Origin of the sequence: Rhizobium mesoamericanum STM3625 (assembly GCF_000312665.1) — a bacterium.
In the GTDB taxonomy this organism is placed as follows: Bacteria; Pseudomonadota; Alphaproteobacteria; order Rhizobiales; family Rhizobiaceae; genus Rhizobium; species Rhizobium mesoamericanum.
In genome coordinates this window covers 372,543-390,265 of the sequence record NZ_HF536773.1, presented here as the reverse complement: position 1 = coordinate 390,265, position 17,723 = coordinate 372,543, and the positions used below count along the sequence as shown (strand labels likewise).

Here is a 17,723-nt window from a genome sequence, read left to right as displayed (position 1 = left end):
GACATGGCGTATGCGCAGATCCGGCAACATCATCACTGCACGGTCACACGGGGTTACCGGTCGGACTATCTGGTAAAGCTCTTCTTCGTCCGGCGCTCAAGCTGGGCGTGGCGCCGCGGTTGAGCCACCGCCACTCTGGAGGCCGCCGGAATGGCCTTGCGGGGTCGTCGTTCCAACTCGTGGGGCACAAATCGGTGGTATTTGTCGGGCTCTTTCCCAAGCAAAGTCTCAACCGGCTGTCCGTTCGGCAGCCAACAATTGCTAGTCGAAGGCTTCGCGATACTGTGTGATACTTATTCAACGCTGCTGAATTTGTATGATCGCTGGGTGTTGACGTTTGTTGCTCGGCGATCCGCTGCATCGAGCACCTCATTTGAGCGAGATCGCTGCCGACGAGACTTGCGAGGCCTCGAAACCTTAGTTCGAAATGCAAATCCAAGCGCAAAAGCAACCGTTATTTAATTCTCTTCCTGAAGTGCGCCCCATAGTACTGATCGGTTGGGCAGCAATTACATTCCTTCACTCGGAAAAAGACAGTTGATTAACGTCGTGACTGGTACGTGACTTCGCGCTTAACCCCTGGTTTGGCGGTTTAGCGCTTAGTGAAACAGATGCTGATGTTTGCGGTCGTCAGCCGGTCACTTTTGGCTCAGTCTAGGCAGCGATGACTATTTTTTCTCCGACGACCAGCGCTTCGGCAATGGTGCGTCTGCGCTAGCCACAAGGAGCCCATTTGTCGGAAGCCCTTTCTCAGCCGCGCTCTTTCTTTGGCCTCGTCTCGTCGTTGCGCGTTGGCGCTCTCGGGCTTGGGGTGACCAGTTGCCTCGTCAATATCCTGGCGCTCACCGGTTCGTTTTTCATGCTGCAAGTCTATGATCGCGTCATTCCCAGCCGCAGCTTGCCGACACTCATCGGTTTGATCGTCATCGTTGTAACCCTCTTTGGCTTCCAGTGGCTGCTTGATCTCACGCGATCTCTGCTTCTGGGGCAGATCGGACGGGCGGTGGACGAGCGGTTCTCAGGACGGGCCTTTCTCTCGGTCGCGCTGTCTGCATCGCGCAAACCGTCACCCGGTGATGGTCTGCAGACGATCCGCGATATCGATACAGTTCGTGGGTTTCTATCCGGTCCGGGCCCAGGAGCGTTGTTCGATCTGCCCTGGATGCCGTTCTATCTTGGGCTCTGTTTCCTGTTTCACCACTGGATCGGTGCCACGGCCGCAGCTGGGGCTTTAATCCTGACCGGTCTCGCACTGCTTGCCGAGCTCACGTCGCGCCAACCGACGAGAGAGACGGTCACGATCCTGGCTGAGCGAATGGCATTTGCCGAAACCGCGAGGCGCAACTCCGAAGCGGTGGTCGCGATGGGTTTTGCTGCGGCCCTTTCGACCCGTTGGGCTAAGGTCAACCAACGCCACCTCGACAGTCACTTGCGCACCGCTACTCTCGTCAACTCCCTTTCGACGCTGTCGCGGACCATGCGCATGTTGCTGCAGTCCGCCGTGCTGGCGGTTGGCGCCATACTGGTCATTCGCCAGGAAGCGACCGGTGGCATCATGATTGCGAGCTCCATTCTCGTTAGCCGCGCGCTCGCCCCGATCGAACTTGCCATTGCACATTGGCGAGGATTTGCAGCTGCGCGCCAGGCCTGGTCTCGGCTGGACCGCGAAATCCGGCTCTCTGACGAGACGCCGCGCGAGGTCGCGCTGCCGGCGCCTCGGCAATCACTGACGGTTGAGAACCTTCACCTCGGAGCTCCGGGCTCAAAAATACCGATCATTCGCGGCGTATCTTTCGAGGTCAAAGCAGGTGAAGCAGTCGGCATCATCGGTCCGAGTGCCTCTGGCAAGTCTTCGTTGGCGCGGGGTGTCGTTGGCCTATGGTCAGCCTTTGGCGGAGATATCAGGCTGGATGGAGCGTCGCTTTCACAATGGACGCCGGCAGCGCTTGGCCGTCACATCGGTTACCTGCCACAGGAGGTATCGTTGTTTGAGGGAACGATCGCCGACAACATCGCCCGCTTCGATCCGCAAGCTTCTTCGGAGTTGATCATTGCCGCTGCCCGGGCGGCGGGCGTCTACGATATGATTGTGGGCTTTTCTGATGGTTTCGACACGCGGATCGGCGAGCAGGGAGTGGCGCTGTCGGCGGGCCAGCGGCAGCGCATCGGGTTGGCGAGGGCACTTTATGACGATCCGTTCCTTGTCGTGCTCGACGAACCGAATTCCAATCTTGACGTTTCAGGTGAGCTGGCACTCGCGCAGGCGATCGAGGGTATTCGCTCGCGCCAGGGAGTGGTGTTGATCATCGCCCACCGGCAGAGCGCACTTTCTGTCGTCGATAAGGTCCTGGTTCTCGAAGGCGGCCGCGCCAAGGCCTTCGGTCCGAAGGGTGCTGTTCTCAAGACAGGACCAAAGCCGGCAGTGGCCACCGGTTCGTTCGTCCGACTGTTGCGCGCCGGCGACGGAGCATCGTCATGATCAAAGCCGCCGCAACATCGACAGAAAGGGCGATCCGCCGTCTTACTCTGCTTGCCCTTACCACCGGGATCCTCCTCGTCGGCGTTCTTGGCGGACTGGCCTCGGCGATCCGTATCAACGGCGCTGTGATCGCACAGGGCATGCTCGTCGTCGACAGCTACGTCAAACCGGTGAAGCATCAGAAGGGCGGCACGGTGGGGCAGGTTTTCGTCCGCAACGGCGATCGCGTCACGGCCGGCCAGATTCTCGTCCATCTCGACGACACGCAGACAAAGGCCAATCTCGCGATCATATCGCAGCGGCTGAGGGAACTCACGGCTCGGTCCGCGAGGCTCAAGGCAGAACGCGACGGCCGCGATGCCATCCTGTTTCCGGCTGCTATCAGCGGCACCGATGCCGCTCAGACCGCGGCCCTCATAGCCGCCGAGCAGCGGCTGTTTTATGACCGTCGCGCATCTCTCGACGGAAGGACGGCGCAACTGCGCGAACGCGTTCGTCAGCTCGAGCAACAGGGCGAGGGTCTGTCGGCGCAGCAGGACGGTAAGCGTCGGGCAATCGGGATCATCGACAAGGAACTTGCAAGCCTGGAGCCGTTGCTTCGGCAAGGAGCCATTCCCGCGACACGCGTCTACGCCCTGCAGCGCGATGCAGCGGATTTGACGGGGGAACTCGGCAGTCTGGTTGCCTCGACAGCCGAGATCAAAGGAAAGATTGCCGAAACCGAGTTGCAGATTATCCAGGTGGGCGACGATCACCGAAGCGAGGTGTCCGAGCAGCTCAGGCAGGCCGAAGGCGACAGCGGCGAATATGCGGAGCGGCGCGTTGCGATGGAGGACGAGCTCCGGCACGTCGACATCAGGGCACCGCAAGACGGTATTGTCCATCAGCTCGCCGTCCACGCATCGGGAGCCGTAATCGCGCCTGCCGAGGCCATCATGCAGATCGTCCCCGATCATGACGTGCTCACACCTGAGCTGAAGCTGTCGCCACAGGACGTCGACGAGGTCGCTATCGGCAAGGAAGTCAGCCTGCGGTTTACCGCGTTCAGTTACAGGACCACGCCTGAACTGAGGGGACGCGTTCAATCTATCTCCGCGGATCTGACAACAGACGCACATTCCGGTCAATCCTTTTACACGCTTCGCGTCGCAGTGCCCGAGAGCGAATGGCAAAGACTTGGGCCGCTGGCTCCGGTTGCCGGGATGCCGGTTGAAGCCTTCATCGAGACGGGCGAGCGCACGGCGCTCGGCTATCTCGCAAAGCCGTTTACGGACCAGTTGGCCCGTGCATTTCGGGAGGAGTAGCTACAGGCGCAGGAGGAGGAAGACGTTGAGATCCATCAAAACCCGAAGGAGTTGATAATGGCAAAGTCAATACAAAACGCCGTCGGCCAACCGCTGTTTTACAGTGGCGCCTCAACCGCATGGTTCTCCGCGACCGGGTCCGGCCCGGTGCTGAACGGCACATCTGGCAACGATTCCATATGGGGTGACAGTTCCGTCAACGTGACCATGCACGGGGGAACAGGCGATGACATCTACTATCTCTATTCCAGCATCAACCGCGCAGTAGAAGAACCCGGCGCCGGGGTCGATACGATCAACACCTGGATGAGCTATACGTTACCTGAGAACTTCGAAAACCTCACAGTAACAGGTAACGGGCGTTATGCTTTTGGCAACTCGCAGGATAACATCATCTCGGGAGCCTCTGGACGGCAGACGATCGACGGCGGCGCTGGCAATGACGTGCTGATCGGTGGAGGCGGGGCGGATACATTCATCTTCACCCGAGGCCACGGGAGCGATCTAATCGTCGATTTCAGCAGCGACGATACCGTCCGGCTGAACAGCTATGGCTTCTCGTCCTTCGAGCAGGTTCTGGCCCATACCACTCAGGAGGGCGCCAATCTGCGGCTGGACCTCGGTGGTGGCGAGAGCCTCGTCTTCGCCAACACGGCGGCATCGGATTTACAGGCCAGCCAGTTCCAGTTGACACTCGACCGTTCAAATCTGGCGCTCACCTTCGACGACGAGTTCAATGGTCTGTCTTTGCGCAATGGCGATCAAGGAACGTGGGACGCGAAATTCTGGTGGGCGCCGGAACGGGGCAGTTCGCTGACTGGCAATGGCGAGCTTCAGTGGTACATCAATCCCTCTTATGCGCCGACCGCATCGGCAAATCCGTTCTCCGTCAGCAACGGAGTATTGACAATTTCGGCAGAACCCGCCTCGCAGGCGATCCAATCGCAGATCGACGGCTATCACTACACGTCGGGGCTCCTGAACACCCATTCCTCTTTTGCCCAGACCTATGGCTATTTCGAAATCCGCGCCGACATGCCGACAGAGCAGGGCGTCTGGCCGGCCTTCTGGCTGCTTCCGGAGGACGGATCCTGGCCGCCAGAACTCGATGTCGTCGAGATGCGCGGGCAGGACCCGAACACCGTCAATGTGACGGTCCACAGCGACCATGGTGGCGCGCATACCATGACGTCCTTCCCCGTCAAGGTTCCAAGCACTGATGGCTTCCACAACTATGGCGTCCTCTGGGACGAGGATCATATTACCTGGTATTTCGACGATGTGGCCGTCGCGCAGACGGACACGCCAGAGGATATGCACAATCCCATGTACATGCTGGTGAACCTCGCTGTCGGTGGGGCTGCGGGGACGCCGTCGAATGGTCTGGCGAACGGTTCGGAAATGCACATCGACTACATCAGGGCCTATGCGCTGGCCGACAGTCCGGTGCACGCGGCCACCGAAGCCACTGCAAGCGATTGGCACATTTGATGGGCCGTGATCGCAAGATGTCATTCGATCCGAGCCGTTCGAGCAGTGCTAACCGCTAGATTTGTTGACATCGCTTTGATATCGCGCTCGCCGATCGCGCAGGCGTTCGCGATATCGTTCCTGGCTCGCCGAGAGATGAGCGCGCATGGCAGCGCGCGCCCCGGCGTCGTCGCCTGCCGAAATTGCATTGAGTATGGCGAGATGCTCCCGCTGTAAGCCGGCCTGGTAGTGAAACGAGAGCACATCCTCGGTCGCATAGGGAGAATTGACGTCGCAAGGGATTGTACGCTCGCCGAGCGCATCGAGAACTTCGACATAGAAAGGATTATTGGTGGCCTCGGCAATGGAGCGGTGGAAGGCAAAGTCAGCCTGGCCCGTCGGCTTGCCTAGCTGCAGGAGGCGATCGAATTCGAAAAAGCTCTCCTGGATCTGCGCTTCCTGAGACGCATTTCTGCGGGTTGCCGCCAGCGCCGCACTTTCAGCTTCAAGCGCAATGCGAACTTCCAGCACGTTCAGAGCATGCGATATGTTGCCTGATCTATCCTGCCTTAAGATCGGAACAGATGACTGATGGCCGATCACGAAGATGCCTGCGCCTTGCCTCGTTTCAAGCAACCCGTCGGCAACGAGGGCGGCGATTGCTTCGCGAATGACTGTTCTGCTGACGTCGAAGGTCCCTGCGAGTTGGGTCTCTGTCGGCAGCTTCTGGCCAAGGGCGATTTGGCCCGAGAGGAAATCCTGACGAAGCGAACTGGCAATACGTTCGGAGAGCTTTTGCTTTCGGGATGGATTGAGATCGACCGGTGGGGGCTCGGGGTTCAAGGGTGTCGTCACGTCCGTGAATGATGCGTAAGCATATACCGAGCGGGTTACTAAGACAACTCTCGCCAAAAGTTATCATACAAAAACGGCAGGATGGAAAGGAGCTTCAATTCAATCCGAAAAATATCAATTCCTACCAGGCATTTGATCAGAATCATCTCTAGATCGTGGTTGACGCCATGTGTTGCCATGCTGTGATCAATATGTATGATGACTTGCCGATGAGAGCTTCTGTGAGGGGCATGATGAACCACACCGATTTTACCAACCGCTTCGCAATCGATCCGAAGACGGCAGCAAGATGCAGCACGGCCGAGCTGCGCGAGAATTTCCTGTTACCGCCGCTCTTCGTGCCCGGGCGCATTCAGCTCCATTACACCAATTACGACCGCATGATCGTCGGCGGTGCGATGCCGATGTCTGGTTCCCTGGCGCTAGAAACGATCAAGCCTGCCGGCACCGACACGCTTCTTGCCCGGCGTGAGCTGATCGCGGTCAACATTGGCGGTGCGGGTATCGTTACTATCGACGGCGAGGAGTTTCGCACCGGTACGCGCGACATGGTCTATGCCGGGATGGGCAGTACAGTAGCGTTCCAATCCGTTGCCTTGGCGCAGCCCGCGAAATTCTATCTGCTGAGCGCCCCGGCGCACGCCCATCATCCTGCGAAACACATCGGTATCGCCGATGCCAAGCGGATCGATCTCGGCGCCCAGGCGACCAGCAATCAGCGCTCTATCTTTCAGTTCATCCATCCGGAAGGCGCCAGGACTTGCCAGCTCGTTGTCGGCATGACGACGCTTGCGGCAGGCTCGGTGTGGAACACCATGCCTTGCCATGTGCACGATCGGCGCATGGAGGTCTATCTTTACTTCGATCTGCCGGAAAAGGCCCGCGTCCTGCATCTTATGGGCGAGCCTGAGGAGACCCGCCACCTGATCGTCAAGAACGAGGAGGCTGTTCTATCGCCGGGCTGGTCGATCCATGCGGGGGCGGGCACGTCGAGTTATACGTTCATCTGGGCAATGGCCGGCGATAATATCGACTACACCGACGTCGATCTCGTCCCCATCGAAGATCTGAAGTGAGGAAGCGCGATGACAGCAAGTGATCTTTTCGTATCGGTCGACGATGCCAAGTGGGTCAACCCGGAGCCTGGGGTAAGCCGCCGGATCATGACCTATCTGCCCGAGATGATGATGGTGGAGGTTGCCTTCGAGAAGAATGCTGTCGGTGCTGAGCATTCGCACCCGCATATCCAGGCAAGCTACGTGGCGGAAGGCAGTTTCGAGGTAACGATTGATGGTCGGACCGAAACCCTGCGGCAGGGCGCAAGCTTCATCGTTCCTTCCAATCTCGTGCACGGGGTCAAGGCGTTGGAAAAGGGCCGGCTAATCGATAGCTTCACCCCACATCGCGCCGAGTTCTTGAAGTGAGCCTGTCATGACCATGTTCGACCTATCCGGCCAGGTGGCGATTGTCACCGGTGCCAATACCGGAATTGGCCAGGCGATCGCCATCGCCTTGGCGGCTGCCGGTGCCAAAATCGTTGCCGTCGGGCGCTCGTCGATGGACGAAACGGAAGCTGCGGTTCGCAAGACCGGCGCAGGCTTTTACGCAATCAAGGCCGATCTCGGCTCGATCGAGCCGCTAAAGGCAATCGTCGACGAAGCAGTGGCAACCTTCGGCAAGCTCGACATCCTGGTCAACAATGCCGGCATCATCCGCCGCGCCGACGCCATCGACTTCACGGAAGCCGATTGGGATGAAGTCATGGACGTCAATCTGAAGAGCGTCTTCTTCCTGTCGCAGGCTGCCGCCCGGCATATGCTGGAAAGAGGCACCGGCAAAATCATCAACATCGCCTCCCTGTTGTCCTTCCAGGGCGGCATCCGCATTCCTTCCTACACTGCCTCGAAGAGCGGACTTGCCGGATTGACCCGGTTGCTAGCTTGCGAATGGGCCGCCAAGGGAATAAATGTCAATGCCATTGCGCCAGGCTATTTTGTGACCAACAACACCACGGCGTTGCGTGAGGATCCTGATCGGAGTGCCAGCATCCTTTCTCGTATCCCGGCCGGCCATTGGGGCGATCCCGCAGACCTCGGCGGTGCGGCCGTCTTCCTTGCATCGCAGGCATCCGATTACGTCCACGGCATCGTCCTGCCGGTCGATGGTGGATGGCTGGCGCGCTGAGCGCAAAGGCCAACGGGCAGATTTTCACTTGTGCCGATCGAGAGAATTGGAATGGCAAGCGCTGTCGAGCGGCCGAATATGTTTGCGCTGAGACATCGGACTAAAGTCTGACCATGTGCCGGGGGTCACAGTTTGGCCCGAATCCGTCGGAATTTTTCACCCCGCGTCGATACTTCAGTCCGTCTCGTCCGGGGCGGAACAATCAGCAGCAACATTAGCTGCAAGAATGCCATCGGGACATGCTCTCACAAGGAGCGTGTCCCAATCGGCTGAGGGGATCAATGTCTTATGCACGCGACCGGCAACTGGACGGCCTTCGGACAGTCGCCGTCTCAATGGTCCTCTACCACCATTTCTTTGCGGTCAACGGATCAGTTCTGGGTCATCTCGGCGTCCGGCTGTTCTTTGTCCTGAGCGGTTTCCTGATAACCCGGCTCCTGCTGGACGCGCGTTTTTCCGTCGGCTTTCAGTCGGGGGCCGCGCTGAAGGCGTTTTACGTTCGCCGCGCACTGCGCATATTTCCTCCTTACTTCGCGATGTTGGGCTTCATCTGGTTCGTCAACCTTGAAGGCGCCAGAGGCAACCTCAAGTGGCACGCGCTATATCTATCGAACTTCTGGTATGCGCTTCGTAACGAGTGGACGCCCTGGGTGTTGTGTCACACCTGGAGTTTGAGCATCGAGGAACAGTTCTATATCGCCTGGCCGCTGGTGATGTTCTTGGCCCCGCGCCGGTTGATTGCACCGATCAGCGTCGCTGTCTTAGCGTTGTCGCTCGCCTATCGCTTCTATTGGCCATTTACAGGCACACCAGCTCTTGCCCGCGACCTTCTTCCTCCAGCGTCGGTGGATGCGCTGGTGGCCGGTTCCCTTCTTGCCGTCCACCGGAGAAGAACTGAGAGCTGGCCGGCATGGATTGGACTAAGTGTTGTCCCTTTGACGATCGCCGCCATGACCGCGCTCTGGTTGAAGTCAGTGCCGATGACACCCGTCCTGGAGTGGTTGACGTGGATTGGTGCTGAGGTTTTTCCTCTCCTGCCACTCGTGGTGCTGGTCGGATGCTGTTCTTCTGGCGTGCGCGGAGCATTCGGCCGAATCTTGGAACAGCGGTCGATGACCGCGATCGGACGTATGAGTTACGGCGTCTATCTGTTTCACCCAGTTGTGCTGTCGCTGGTCGTCAAGGCGCAGTCCTCAATCCCGATCAACGTCTCGGAGCAGGGACCGGGTCGGTTTGTGATTGCGACCACGGCCACATTGATGCTTGCTTCGATTTCCTGGCTGGCATTCGAGAAGCCGCTCAACAAGCTCAAGCGCTACTTTCCCTATGTCAGCTCCGCGAGGACAGATGTGTTGCCGTCGACCCGGCCGAACAAGGCCGCCGGGCGAGAGTACGATGCTTCAGCCTATCAACCCAGCTATGCCAACCGCGATGAACATGGGAGCTGAAGGATGTCTGTTCCGCTGATCTCCGTCGTGCTGCCAGTCTACAATGGTGAACCCCATGTCGGTGCCGCACTCGAAAGCATTCTGCGCCAGGACTACGGGCGCTTTGAAATTATTGCGCTTGACGACGGGTCGACCGATGGCTCGCTAGGCATCCTGCAGCGGTATCGAAGTGCCGATGATCGCATTCGTATCGTTTCACGGGAAAATCGTGGATTGATTGCGACTTTGAACGAGGGCATCGCCCTGGCGAGGGGCGACCTTATCGCCAGGATGGACGCAGACGATATTTCCTATCCTTCCCGTTTCTCGCGCCAGGTCGGGCTCTTTGCCAAGCAGCCTCAGCTCGCAATCAGTGGGACCGGTATAGACCAGCTTCTTGGCAATCGGGTGGTCCGCGGTCGGCCAAATCCGATCTATCAAACAGGCGATTGGCATATCTTGTCGATGTTCTTTACGATCTTCCTGCACTCGACGGTGATGTATAACCGCAACGTCATTCCTGACGACATGCTGGTCTATGACGATGGCTACGTCCATGCCGAGGATTTCGATCTCTTCGGACGCATTGCGCGACGATTTCCAGCGGCGATGATCGATGAGAGCCTCGTTGCCTACCGTATCCACAGCGACAGTGTCTCAAGCCGGCATAAGCGGCAAATGCGCCAAACGCATCTGAAGATCGTCGCCGAAAACCTTGAACGGGAGTCTCTTTGCGAGGATCCCGGTGCCCTTCATGAGATCGGCGTCGCAGTCACCCCCGAGACGGTGCGCCGCGCTGCCACTTGCATTCTCGCGATCGAAAGAAAAATCGCCGAGCAAGCAGGCCCGTCGTCCTTGAGCTATGCGCACGGTGCCTTGTGTTTCTTCTATTTCCTGTATCAACTCATCATTGATGAGCAACGGCCGGAGCTCACACATGCATTTCTCACGCTGACGGGAAAGTGGCAGCTCATCCGGCGCCGGGAGCGATACGGCCTTCGGTCCGCTACTTACGCGCCGTGGCTGTGCCGTTTCTCAGACGGTGCGACCCGGCGCATGGATCTGATGGCACGATATTATCAGTCGGTGCCAGCTAGGTCGGTAGAGCCGCTTCAAGGGCTTGCATGATGGCTTTGACAAACCGCGAATTCGCGCTCGCACGCGCCTACCGCTTTTTGGGGTCACAGCTATGTTAGAATTCGCCCCTTTGAGTTTCCGGCTATTACGCCAGGCGCTTGGCCGGCAGGTCAGCCTGCTTGCGGCTGTTGTCATCTTAGGATTATGCACGGCTGTCCTCGAAGGCACCGGCATTGGTCTCATTATCCCGATGCTCAGTATCATCGCGGGCGAGGGGGAACCATCGGGGATGGCAGGTCTCTCAGCGGCCTTCCAGCAGGTGGGGGCTGGGTTGGATGACCGCGCAAGGCTGATTGCGATTGCCGCGGCGATCCTCGGGTTGATCACGCTGAAGAACCTATTGGCGTTCGGCAACGCCGTGCTCACCAATATGATCTACGGCAAAGCCGGCCATGCCATGCGAAGTTCTCTTGCCAACCAGCTTTTGACGATTGGATTCCCGTTCTTCCTCCAGGAAAGCCCTGGGCGATTGCTCAATATCATCTCTAATGAATCCTGGCGGGCTTCGGACGCAATACAGACCACACTTGTGACGATCGTAAACGCATCGGCCACAGTCATTTTGCTCGCCTTTCTCCTGCTTCTTTCCTGGCAGATGACACTGGGCGTTGCGCTCGGGCTCGTGCTGATCCAGGCTCTTCATGCGCTGCTTTCCGCCAGCCTCAAAGATCCGAGCCGCAACGTCACGTCGTTCAACAACGAACTCGCTGCCAAGATGCTTCATCTCGTCCACGCCGGGCGGCTCATCCGAGCCTTTGGACAAGAACAGCGCGAGAAGGCGATCTTCGATTCCTCGTCGGATGCCGTCAGAAAGGCGGGATTCGTTCTGCAGTCGCGCCAGGCAGTATTACCGCCACTGACGGAGGTCCTGCATTCAGGTCTCTTTTTGGCAGTTGTCGTCGGCGCCTGGCTTTGGGGCGTAAGTTTTCCGATAATTGCGGCTTTCGTCGTCTTGCTTTATCGGCTGCAACCACATGTCCGCGCACTACAAATGGCATGGAGTGCGGTACAAGGCTGGAGTGGTTCGTTGGAAGAGGTCAGATGGCTCCTGGACTCCTCTGATAAACCGAAGCCGCCTGAGGGCGATCGTCCGGTTCACGGACTTCGCCAGCACGTTAAATTTGAGGGCGTAACATTCAAATACCCAGGTTCCGCCTCGCGACCCGTCGTGCTGCGCGCGGCGACCTTCGACATTCGTAAGGGTCGTTCGACGGCAATCGTTGGGCGATCAGGGGCCGGCAAAACGACGATCGTCAATCTACTGTGTCGATTTGTCGAGCCTGATGCGGGGACCATTCTGGTCGACGGCATTCCACTCGATCAAATCGATCCCATTCAGTGGCGAAAGCAAATTGCACTCGCCAGCCAGGACCTTGAGCTGATTGACGGTACCATCCTGGAAAACATTACCTATGGCCACAGCGCTTCGCTTGATGAAGCCATGAACGCGGCCAAACTTGCCGAGGCGCACGAGTTCATCGACAAGCTACCTGACGGGTATGAGACGGTCGTCGGCTATAGGGGTTCCACTGTCTCGGCAGGTCAACGACAGCGCATCGCACTTGCAAGGGCCCTGGTTCGCGATCCGGAAATCCTCATTTTGGACGAAGCCACGAATGCCATGGACGGACTGTCCGAAGCTGCAATTGTCGAAACTTTGAAATCAAGAGCCGGTCGCCGCACGACAATCGTCATCAGCCATCACCGCAGTACTATCTCCTTCTGCGACGAAGTCGTCATACTTCACAATGGCCGTGTCAAGAACCAGACACCCTTCGCAGAGATCGCGACATTGAGCATGGATCAGCTCTACGAGCTTGATCGGCTCTCCTCTTAGGCCCGCATCTTAGGCCCGCATCTTAGGCCGCAACGGCCTGCCACCCATGCGTCTCGCAAGCTGCGCGGCAGCCAAGGACCTTCCCTTCGCCGTAGTGTCGGCCACGTGCGGCGACAGTTCAGCTTGCTGGCCGTGCTCGATCGTCAAGGCCAGCCTCAAAGTCACCTTCCGCCTCCCTCGTCGATTACGGGGAGTTGATTGACGGCAGGAAGAACTCGACCTCTCTTCGGCGGCGAGCTTCCAAACCCTCTACACGCTCATGCCAGAACTGTTCCGCGGCAGGGGGGTCTTCCTCCCATGCGCGAACAGTTTGCTGGTTATCATCGATCTTGACGCGTCGCTTCCCGCCGAGCCGGAGATATTCCTCCGCAAGCTGGCGGCCCTCCGTCGTTTCCATCTCGCATAGCCTCGCTGCTCAACTGCTAACCAAGGGAAACGATCCTTGCAGTCCTTTGTTCCTTAAGCCTCAAATGAAAGGGCGGACTGAACGGTCAGGGGCGCGTTCTCGCCATCGAGTGTATCGATGACGGCGCCCCACAAGGCGTCGATTTCTGCGTTCACGTCAAATGGTGCAACATGGCTTCTGCTGGCTTCCAAGACGGCGTCGGCCATGGTGTTCGCATCGGCCTTTGTGTCGACGAGGCGTATTGCGCCGCCGTCAACCAGCTTGCGAAACAGGCTGTGATGGGCAAGGGCGTTGCGCCGCTGCGGTTCATTGACGACAACGGGCTTGCCCGAAAAGCTTGCCGCCAGCACGCTTGCCCGACGCGCTGTCAGCCCCTCGGAGAAGCGATAGCAGAAGACGTCGACATGCCTGAAAATGCCGAAAAGTTCCTCGGCGCCTGAGACGTAACCTGTCACGGCGACCCGACCGGAAATACCGAGCTTGTCGGCGAGTGCATAGAAATCCCGCTCGATGTTATCGGTACCGCGGATGAACGATCCGACGAAGACGACGCCAACGTCGTGACCGAGTGTCAACAGCCGCGCGGCAATTTCCAGGATCGCCGTGGATTGCTTCTTGGGATAGATCGAGCCGAACTGTCCAAGGATCAGCCGTCCGGCGTTGCGCTGGGCCTCAAGCGTTCGGGCAACCGAGCCGTCATGCAGCACCCTTGGCAAGGCAAGATTCGGCGGAATGGGAATGAGCTGACGCCGGCTGGTGGACAGGGCAGACAGCGGGCTTCTGGCGAATTCTGCAGCCACTTCAGGCGCTGAAAACAGGATCCGTGTTGCAAGCATCACTACCGGGGACAAGACAAGGCGACGCTTCCAATCGAGGGCGTCCCATTCGTGCAGCACGATAACGAGCTGTTTCCGATAAAGCCGGGTAGCGAGTGCTGCGGCAATCGGCTCCAGCAGCTTTTTCTTCCAGGCCACGACGGGGAAGTTGAGAATGGCGGCGTCTGCATGGGCAAGGGCTGAGCTGAGACGGCGCATATCGCCATCAAGCACGTGCTGCTGAACCCGCTTAGCAAGACGCAGAGCAGTTTGCCGTGCAAACTCCTCCACACCGCAGGTTTGGGCTGCATCGGAGACCAGTGCGAGATAGCGACGTTTCGGCATGTCCGGACCTTCTGAAAGGTGGCGACAGCCACCACACAGCGTTGATACCGTCTTTTCGTAAAGGTCGGCTTACAATTTCAGGCGAAGGGCCCGGTGTCTTCAGCAAGCGCCTGCGACCATCACGTGTGCAGCGAGGGTTAACTATACCGCGAGGTTTTACAGCGATCGCTCGTCGAAACGGCTAACTATCGTGTCTGTTTTTGGCGGATGCCCGTTTTGAAGGTGGGTGAATGACTAGACATAGTAGTGCGTCAGCGCGTCTGAGTTATTCGATGAATGACTGGCCGACGAACCGGCTTGGAAGCCTGCCAATCGTGCGGGCCGGCATGGAGGATTCTGCGGTGGCCTTTATCCGGCTGGCGCTCGAGCGCAGAGGTGCTGGCGGGCGCCCCTTCTACTCCACCTCGGCAAACGGTCAGGTGATCGCGCTTTGCGAACACGATGCCAATTTTCGTTCGATGACGCGTCAGGCCGACCAGATTCATGCCGACGGCATGTCGGTCGTGATCTTCTCGAAGCTATCGTCGTCAAAACCGCTGCCCGAGCGCGTCGCCACGACCGATCTCGTGCATGCTGTGGCTGAGCGCGCGGCAGAAGCCGGCGTCAGCTTCTACTTCCTTGGTGCCAGCGAAGAGGTGAATGCTCGGGCGGTGGAGAACATGTCCAAGGCCTATCCCGGGCTTCGTTTTGCCGGCCGGCACAATGGCTATTTCGACCGCGCCGAGGAGGAGGCGGTTGTCCAGGCGATCAATGCAGCCGCGCCGGACATTCTCTGGATCGGCTTCGGCGTTCCACTGGAGCAGCAGTTCGTCGTTCGAAACATCAACAAGTTGCACAATGTCGGTCTGATCAAGACCTCGGGCGGTCTGTTCGATTTCCTGGCCGGGAGCAAGAGGCGTGCACCCAACTGGATGCAAAGGATGGGCCTCGAATGGCTCTACCGCATGATCCTCGAACCGCGTCGGCTGACGACCCGTTACCTGACCACCAATCCGGTCGCCATCTATGCGATGCTCCGGCATTCGCTGCGGGCTTTTTCTGCAAGTCGTTGATCGGACGACGATCATGAGCCCCTCAATTTCGCTGATCACACCGAGCTATCGCGGCGACCTTGAGAGCTGCCGTCTTCTCTGCGACTCGATCGATCGATACGTCACGGGCTACGATGCGCATTACATCGTGATTGGTGACGAGGACGCTGACGCCTTCGCCGGTCTCGAAGGCGAACGCCGGCGCGTCATCGTCTCGTCCAGCCTGCTTCCGCCGCTCTGGCCACTGCTGAAATGGCGTGGGCGGCGCTACTGGTGGGCGCCCCATCTTCGCTTGCCGATCTACGGCTGGCACCTGCAGCAGATGCGCAAGATCGCCATGACACTTGGGCAGCCGAGCGAAAGGGTGATGTGCATCGATTCTGATAATTGCTTCTGCCGTCCGCTCGATTTGAACGTGATCGCATCGACACCGAAGCTCGCGCACTACGTTGCAGTGGGCGATGTCAATCCGTCCCGGCCGAGCCACCTCCGCTGGTGGCAAAACGCCCATCGGCTGCTTGGTCTGAATGTGCCGGCGCCTCCGGGCGATGATTTCATAAGCCAGATGGTGCTGTGGGAACGGCGGACAGTCATGTCCGTAACCAAGCGCATCGAAGCAGCAAGCGGTCTTGCCTGGTGGGATGCGCTTGCCCGGGTAAGGCACTTTTCCGAGTACCTGATATATGGTGTCGCGGTGGCCAATGACCCTGACCTTGCAGAGCGGCACGAACGCGTCTCTGAGAGCCCTTGCCTGACCTATTGGGAGGGGCCGGCTCTCGATGCTGCTGGATTGGCGTCATTCATGGGTGGGTTGAAGCCCGGCCAGACAACGATCGCCATTCAGTCGCATACGCGCACGCCAATCGAGGTGATCCGCGAGGTCGCTCTTGGCTGACGCCGGCTCCAGAGCACGTGTTCTCAAGTGCTTTACCGCAACAGGAAATGACCCCGATTATCGGACATACTCTGCGTAGCCAGGCCTTTCCAACACTGATCTAGCCGCCTTCAATATGGCTCGCCACAAGTCTCTGATTCGGAGGCTGCGCTGGGGATGACGCGTGCGCTGAAACAGCCGGGGAATGCATGGATTTACAGAAAACCGCGTGCCCAACCGCTTTGTGGCGACCGGCCTTCGTGTCGCTGCTGCTGACAATGTTGCTGCTGACGCCGGCGCTGATCAACGGCTTTCCGCTGGTGATGGACGATTCCATTGCCTATTCCGGCCAAGGCGTCGGTTGGATCCGGTCGAACACCGCCGCCGTTCTGATCGCATTGCCCTACCGATTCGTCGGCTACTGGGCGCTGCCGATGTTCAACGCGGTCCTGACAGCAACCGCCTGGCTGCTCTTCTATCGCGGTTTTTCACCAACTGCCCCGCTCGTACTGGCGCTACCACTGGCGGTTCTGAGCCTGCAGCCGCTTTATGCCAGCGCCGTCCTCGTGGACAGCTGGTTCTTTTCGGCCATCGCCTTTTTGATTGTCGCGATACGCTGGAAGAGCCCGTTCCTGGCCATGCTGTCGGGCATTCTCCTCTCTGGTCATGCCAGCGGATTGCTGCTCGTTCTGCCCTTCTCGCTGCTTGCGACCTTGGCATTTCGCAATCTGCGGATGCTTGCCATGCCGGGGCTGGCCATCGCCACGCTACTGCTCGTCAACACCGCCTTGGAGCACAAGTATTTTCCAGATGTCCCACGGCTCGGGCAGACGTTCCTCGCCTCTAGGCTCTTCTCGATCCATCCGGAGCTTCTGACCCGCCAATGTGGCGGATCGGGCGACACCACGCTTTGTGCGGCGGCCGATTTTATGGCCCAACTGCAGAAAGATCCCATCAATGCCGGTCGCCGTGATTTCTTCTGGGATATCGCCCGCCAATTCCCGCAGGGTTTCCAGTTGGACCGCTTCGAACGGCAGCACGCCCGTCCAATAATCATGGATGGCCTGACCTACGAGCCGATGAAGACCGCGGCCGTTATAGCCGCTGACCTTCTGAGCTTCTACGCCCCCAAGACGACGCTTGACTTCATTCCTGTCCTGACCGAGCGCATGCCCGAGGGCTTCTACCAATCGGCACAGCCGCAGGGCCTGTGGCAGACCGAAGCGGTTCGTGGTCTCTGCACGGCTCTGCGCTACACGCTCTATATCGTAACCATCGTCGCTCTTCTGCGCGGTTGGCAGTGGCTGAGCCGCGAAGAGCGGATCTGGACTGTCCTGCTGCTTCTCCTCAGCTTCGGAAACGATCTGCTGTTTGCAATCATCTCAGGGCCGCCGGACCGATATCACCATCGCATCCTGCCGCTGCTCAGCCTGATTGCGCTGATCGCGATCGGCGCCATCCGCCGCGGTCGCGCCATCGTTGCGTCAAAACACCAGCGCCTGGGCGACGATCTCGGCTATATAGGCTCTCAGCATTGAACGCCTGATGGCCAAGAGTGT

Annotated in this window: 15 protein-coding genes; 12 read left to right on the top strand and 3 right to left on the bottom strand. The window is 58.8% G+C overall.

The window, feature by feature from the left end:
* Positions 1-733: 733 nt before the first annotated feature.
* From BN77_RS22160 to eglC, 3 genes are read left to right on the top strand one after another with little or no spacing between them, the layout of a single operon-like run.
* Entirely contained in the window at positions 734-2,479 is a 1,746-nt protein-coding gene (locus BN77_RS22160) for a type I secretion system permease/ATPase (RefSeq protein ID WP_007536218.1), read from the top strand.
* A complete protein-coding gene (locus tag BN77_RS22155) occupies positions 2,476-3,783 on the top strand; it encodes an HlyD family type I secretion periplasmic adaptor subunit (RefSeq protein ID WP_007536216.1) in 1,308 nt (435 codons plus the stop codon). Before BN77_RS22160 ends, BN77_RS22155 begins: the two co-directional genes overlap by 4 nt.
* 57 nt (positions 3,784-3,840) lie before the next feature.
* Positions 3,841-5,274, top strand: coding sequence for an endo-1,3-1,4-beta-glycanase EglC (gene eglC, locus BN77_RS22150; protein WP_007536214.1), 1,434 nt, complete (start codon positions 3,841-3,843; stop codon positions 5,272-5,274).
* 48 nt (positions 5,275-5,322) lie between these two features.
* Here eglC and BN77_RS22145 read toward each other — a convergent pair whose 3' ends face one another.
* The gene (locus BN77_RS22145) at positions 5,323-6,096 is read right to left on the bottom strand and encodes a FadR/GntR family transcriptional regulator (protein ID WP_007536212.1); all 774 of its coding nucleotides are present in this window, start codon (positions 6,094-6,096) and stop codon (positions 5,323-5,325) included.
* A 245-nt stretch (positions 6,097-6,341) separates the two neighbouring features.
* Between BN77_RS22145 and kduI the strand changes: the two genes are divergently transcribed.
* From kduI to BN77_RS22115, 6 genes are all read left to right on the top strand, one after another.
* Positions 6,342-7,184, top strand: a complete 843-nt coding sequence (gene kduI, locus BN77_RS22140; protein ID WP_007536210.1) for a 5-dehydro-4-deoxy-D-glucuronate isomerase — start codon at positions 6,342-6,344, stop codon at positions 7,182-7,184.
* A 9-nt stretch (positions 7,185-7,193) separates the two neighbouring features.
* The gene (locus tag BN77_RS22135) at positions 7,194-7,532 is read left to right on the top strand and encodes a cupin domain-containing protein (protein WP_007536208.1); all 339 of its coding nucleotides are present in this window, start codon (positions 7,194-7,196) and stop codon (positions 7,530-7,532) included.
* Positions 7,533-7,539: 7 nt separating this feature from the next.
* Positions 7,540-8,292 (top strand): 2-dehydro-3-deoxy-D-gluconate 5-dehydrogenase KduD, encoded by a 753-nt coding sequence (gene kduD / locus BN77_RS22130; RefSeq protein ID WP_007536206.1) that lies wholly within the window; start codon positions 7,540-7,542, stop codon positions 8,290-8,292.
* 281 nt (positions 8,293-8,573) lie between these two features.
* The gene (locus BN77_RS22125) at positions 8,574-9,740 is read left to right on the top strand and encodes an acyltransferase family protein (protein WP_007536204.1); all 1,167 of its coding nucleotides are present in this window, start codon (positions 8,574-8,576) and stop codon (positions 9,738-9,740) included.
* A gap of 3 nt (positions 9,741-9,743) precedes the next feature.
* Positions 9,744-10,847 (top strand): glycosyltransferase family 2 protein, encoded by a 1,104-nt coding sequence (locus BN77_RS22120; RefSeq protein ID WP_007536202.1) that lies wholly within the window; start codon positions 9,744-9,746, stop codon positions 10,845-10,847.
* Between the two features lie 61 nt (positions 10,848-10,908).
* Complete coding sequence (locus BN77_RS22115; RefSeq protein ID WP_007536200.1) at positions 10,909-12,693, top strand: ABC transporter ATP-binding protein; 1,785 nt, start codon at positions 10,909-10,911, stop codon at positions 12,691-12,693.
* 184 nt (positions 12,694-12,877) lie between these two features.
* Here the strand turns inward: BN77_RS22115 and BN77_RS22110 are convergent, their stop codons facing one another.
* Positions 12,878-13,090, bottom strand: a complete 213-nt coding sequence (locus BN77_RS22110) for a hypothetical protein (protein WP_007536199.1) — start codon at positions 13,088-13,090, stop codon at positions 12,878-12,880.
* Between the two features lie 62 nt (positions 13,091-13,152).
* Positions 13,153-14,259, bottom strand: coding sequence for a glycosyltransferase (locus tag BN77_RS22105; RefSeq protein ID WP_007536197.1), 1,107 nt, complete (start codon positions 14,257-14,259; stop codon positions 13,153-13,155).
* A gap of 272 nt (positions 14,260-14,531) precedes the next feature.
* Between BN77_RS22105 and BN77_RS22100 the strand changes: the two genes are divergently transcribed.
* The 3 genes from BN77_RS22100 (at position 14,532) to BN77_RS22090 (ending at position 17,702) form a co-directional block, all read left to right on the top strand.
* A complete protein-coding gene (locus BN77_RS22100) occupies positions 14,532-15,311 on the top strand; it encodes a WecB/TagA/CpsF family glycosyltransferase (RefSeq protein ID WP_007536195.1) in 780 nt (259 codons plus the stop codon).
* Between the two features lie 13 nt (positions 15,312-15,324).
* Positions 15,325-16,185, top strand: coding sequence for a DUF6492 family protein (locus BN77_RS22095; RefSeq protein WP_040678309.1), 861 nt, complete (start codon positions 15,325-15,327; stop codon positions 16,183-16,185).
* A 188-nt stretch (positions 16,186-16,373) separates the two neighbouring features.
* Complete coding sequence (locus BN77_RS22090; protein ID WP_007536191.1) at positions 16,374-17,702, top strand: hypothetical protein; 1,329 nt, start codon at positions 16,374-16,376, stop codon at positions 17,700-17,702.
* Positions 17,703-17,723: the final 21 nt, after the last annotated feature.

Bases quoted from the DNA above. Each gene is read 5' to 3' on its own strand.
- BN77_RS22155 (WP_007536216.1), top strand. From the start codon at position 2,476: ATGATCAAAGCCGCCGCAACATCGACAGAAAGGGCGATCCGCCGTCTT.
- eglC (WP_007536214.1), top strand. From the start codon at position 3,841: ATGGCAAAGTCAATACAAAACGCCGTCGGCCAACCGCTGTTTTACAGT.
- kduI (WP_007536210.1), top strand. From the start codon at position 6,342: ATGAACCACACCGATTTTACCAACCGCTTCGCAATCGATCCGAAGACG.
- BN77_RS22135 (WP_007536208.1), top strand. From the start codon at position 7,194: ATGACAGCAAGTGATCTTTTCGTATCGGTCGACGATGCCAAGTGGGTC.
- kduD (WP_007536206.1), top strand. From the start codon at position 7,540: ATGACCATGTTCGACCTATCCGGCCAGGTGGCGATTGTCACCGGTGCC.
- BN77_RS22125 (WP_007536204.1), top strand. From the start codon at position 8,574: ATGTCTTATGCACGCGACCGGCAACTGGACGGCCTTCGGACAGTCGCC.
- BN77_RS22120 (WP_007536202.1), top strand. From the start codon at position 9,744: ATGTCTGTTCCGCTGATCTCCGTCGTGCTGCCAGTCTACAATGGTGAA.
- BN77_RS22115 (WP_007536200.1), top strand. From the start codon at position 10,909: ATGTTAGAATTCGCCCCTTTGAGTTTCCGGCTATTACGCCAGGCGCTT.
- BN77_RS22110 (WP_007536199.1), bottom strand. From the start codon at position 13,090: ATGGAAACGACGGAGGGCCGCCAGCTTGCGGAGGAATATCTCCGGCTC.
- BN77_RS22105 (WP_007536197.1), bottom strand. From the start codon at position 14,259: ATGCCGAAACGTCGCTATCTCGCACTGGTCTCCGATGCAGCCCAAACC.
- BN77_RS22100 (WP_007536195.1), top strand. From the start codon at position 14,532: ATGAATGACTGGCCGACGAACCGGCTTGGAAGCCTGCCAATCGTGCGG.
- BN77_RS22095 (WP_040678309.1), top strand. From the start codon at position 15,325: ATGAGCCCCTCAATTTCGCTGATCACACCGAGCTATCGCGGCGACCTT.
- BN77_RS22090 (WP_007536191.1), top strand. From the start codon at position 16,374: ATGGATTTACAGAAAACCGCGTGCCCAACCGCTTTGTGGCGACCGGCC.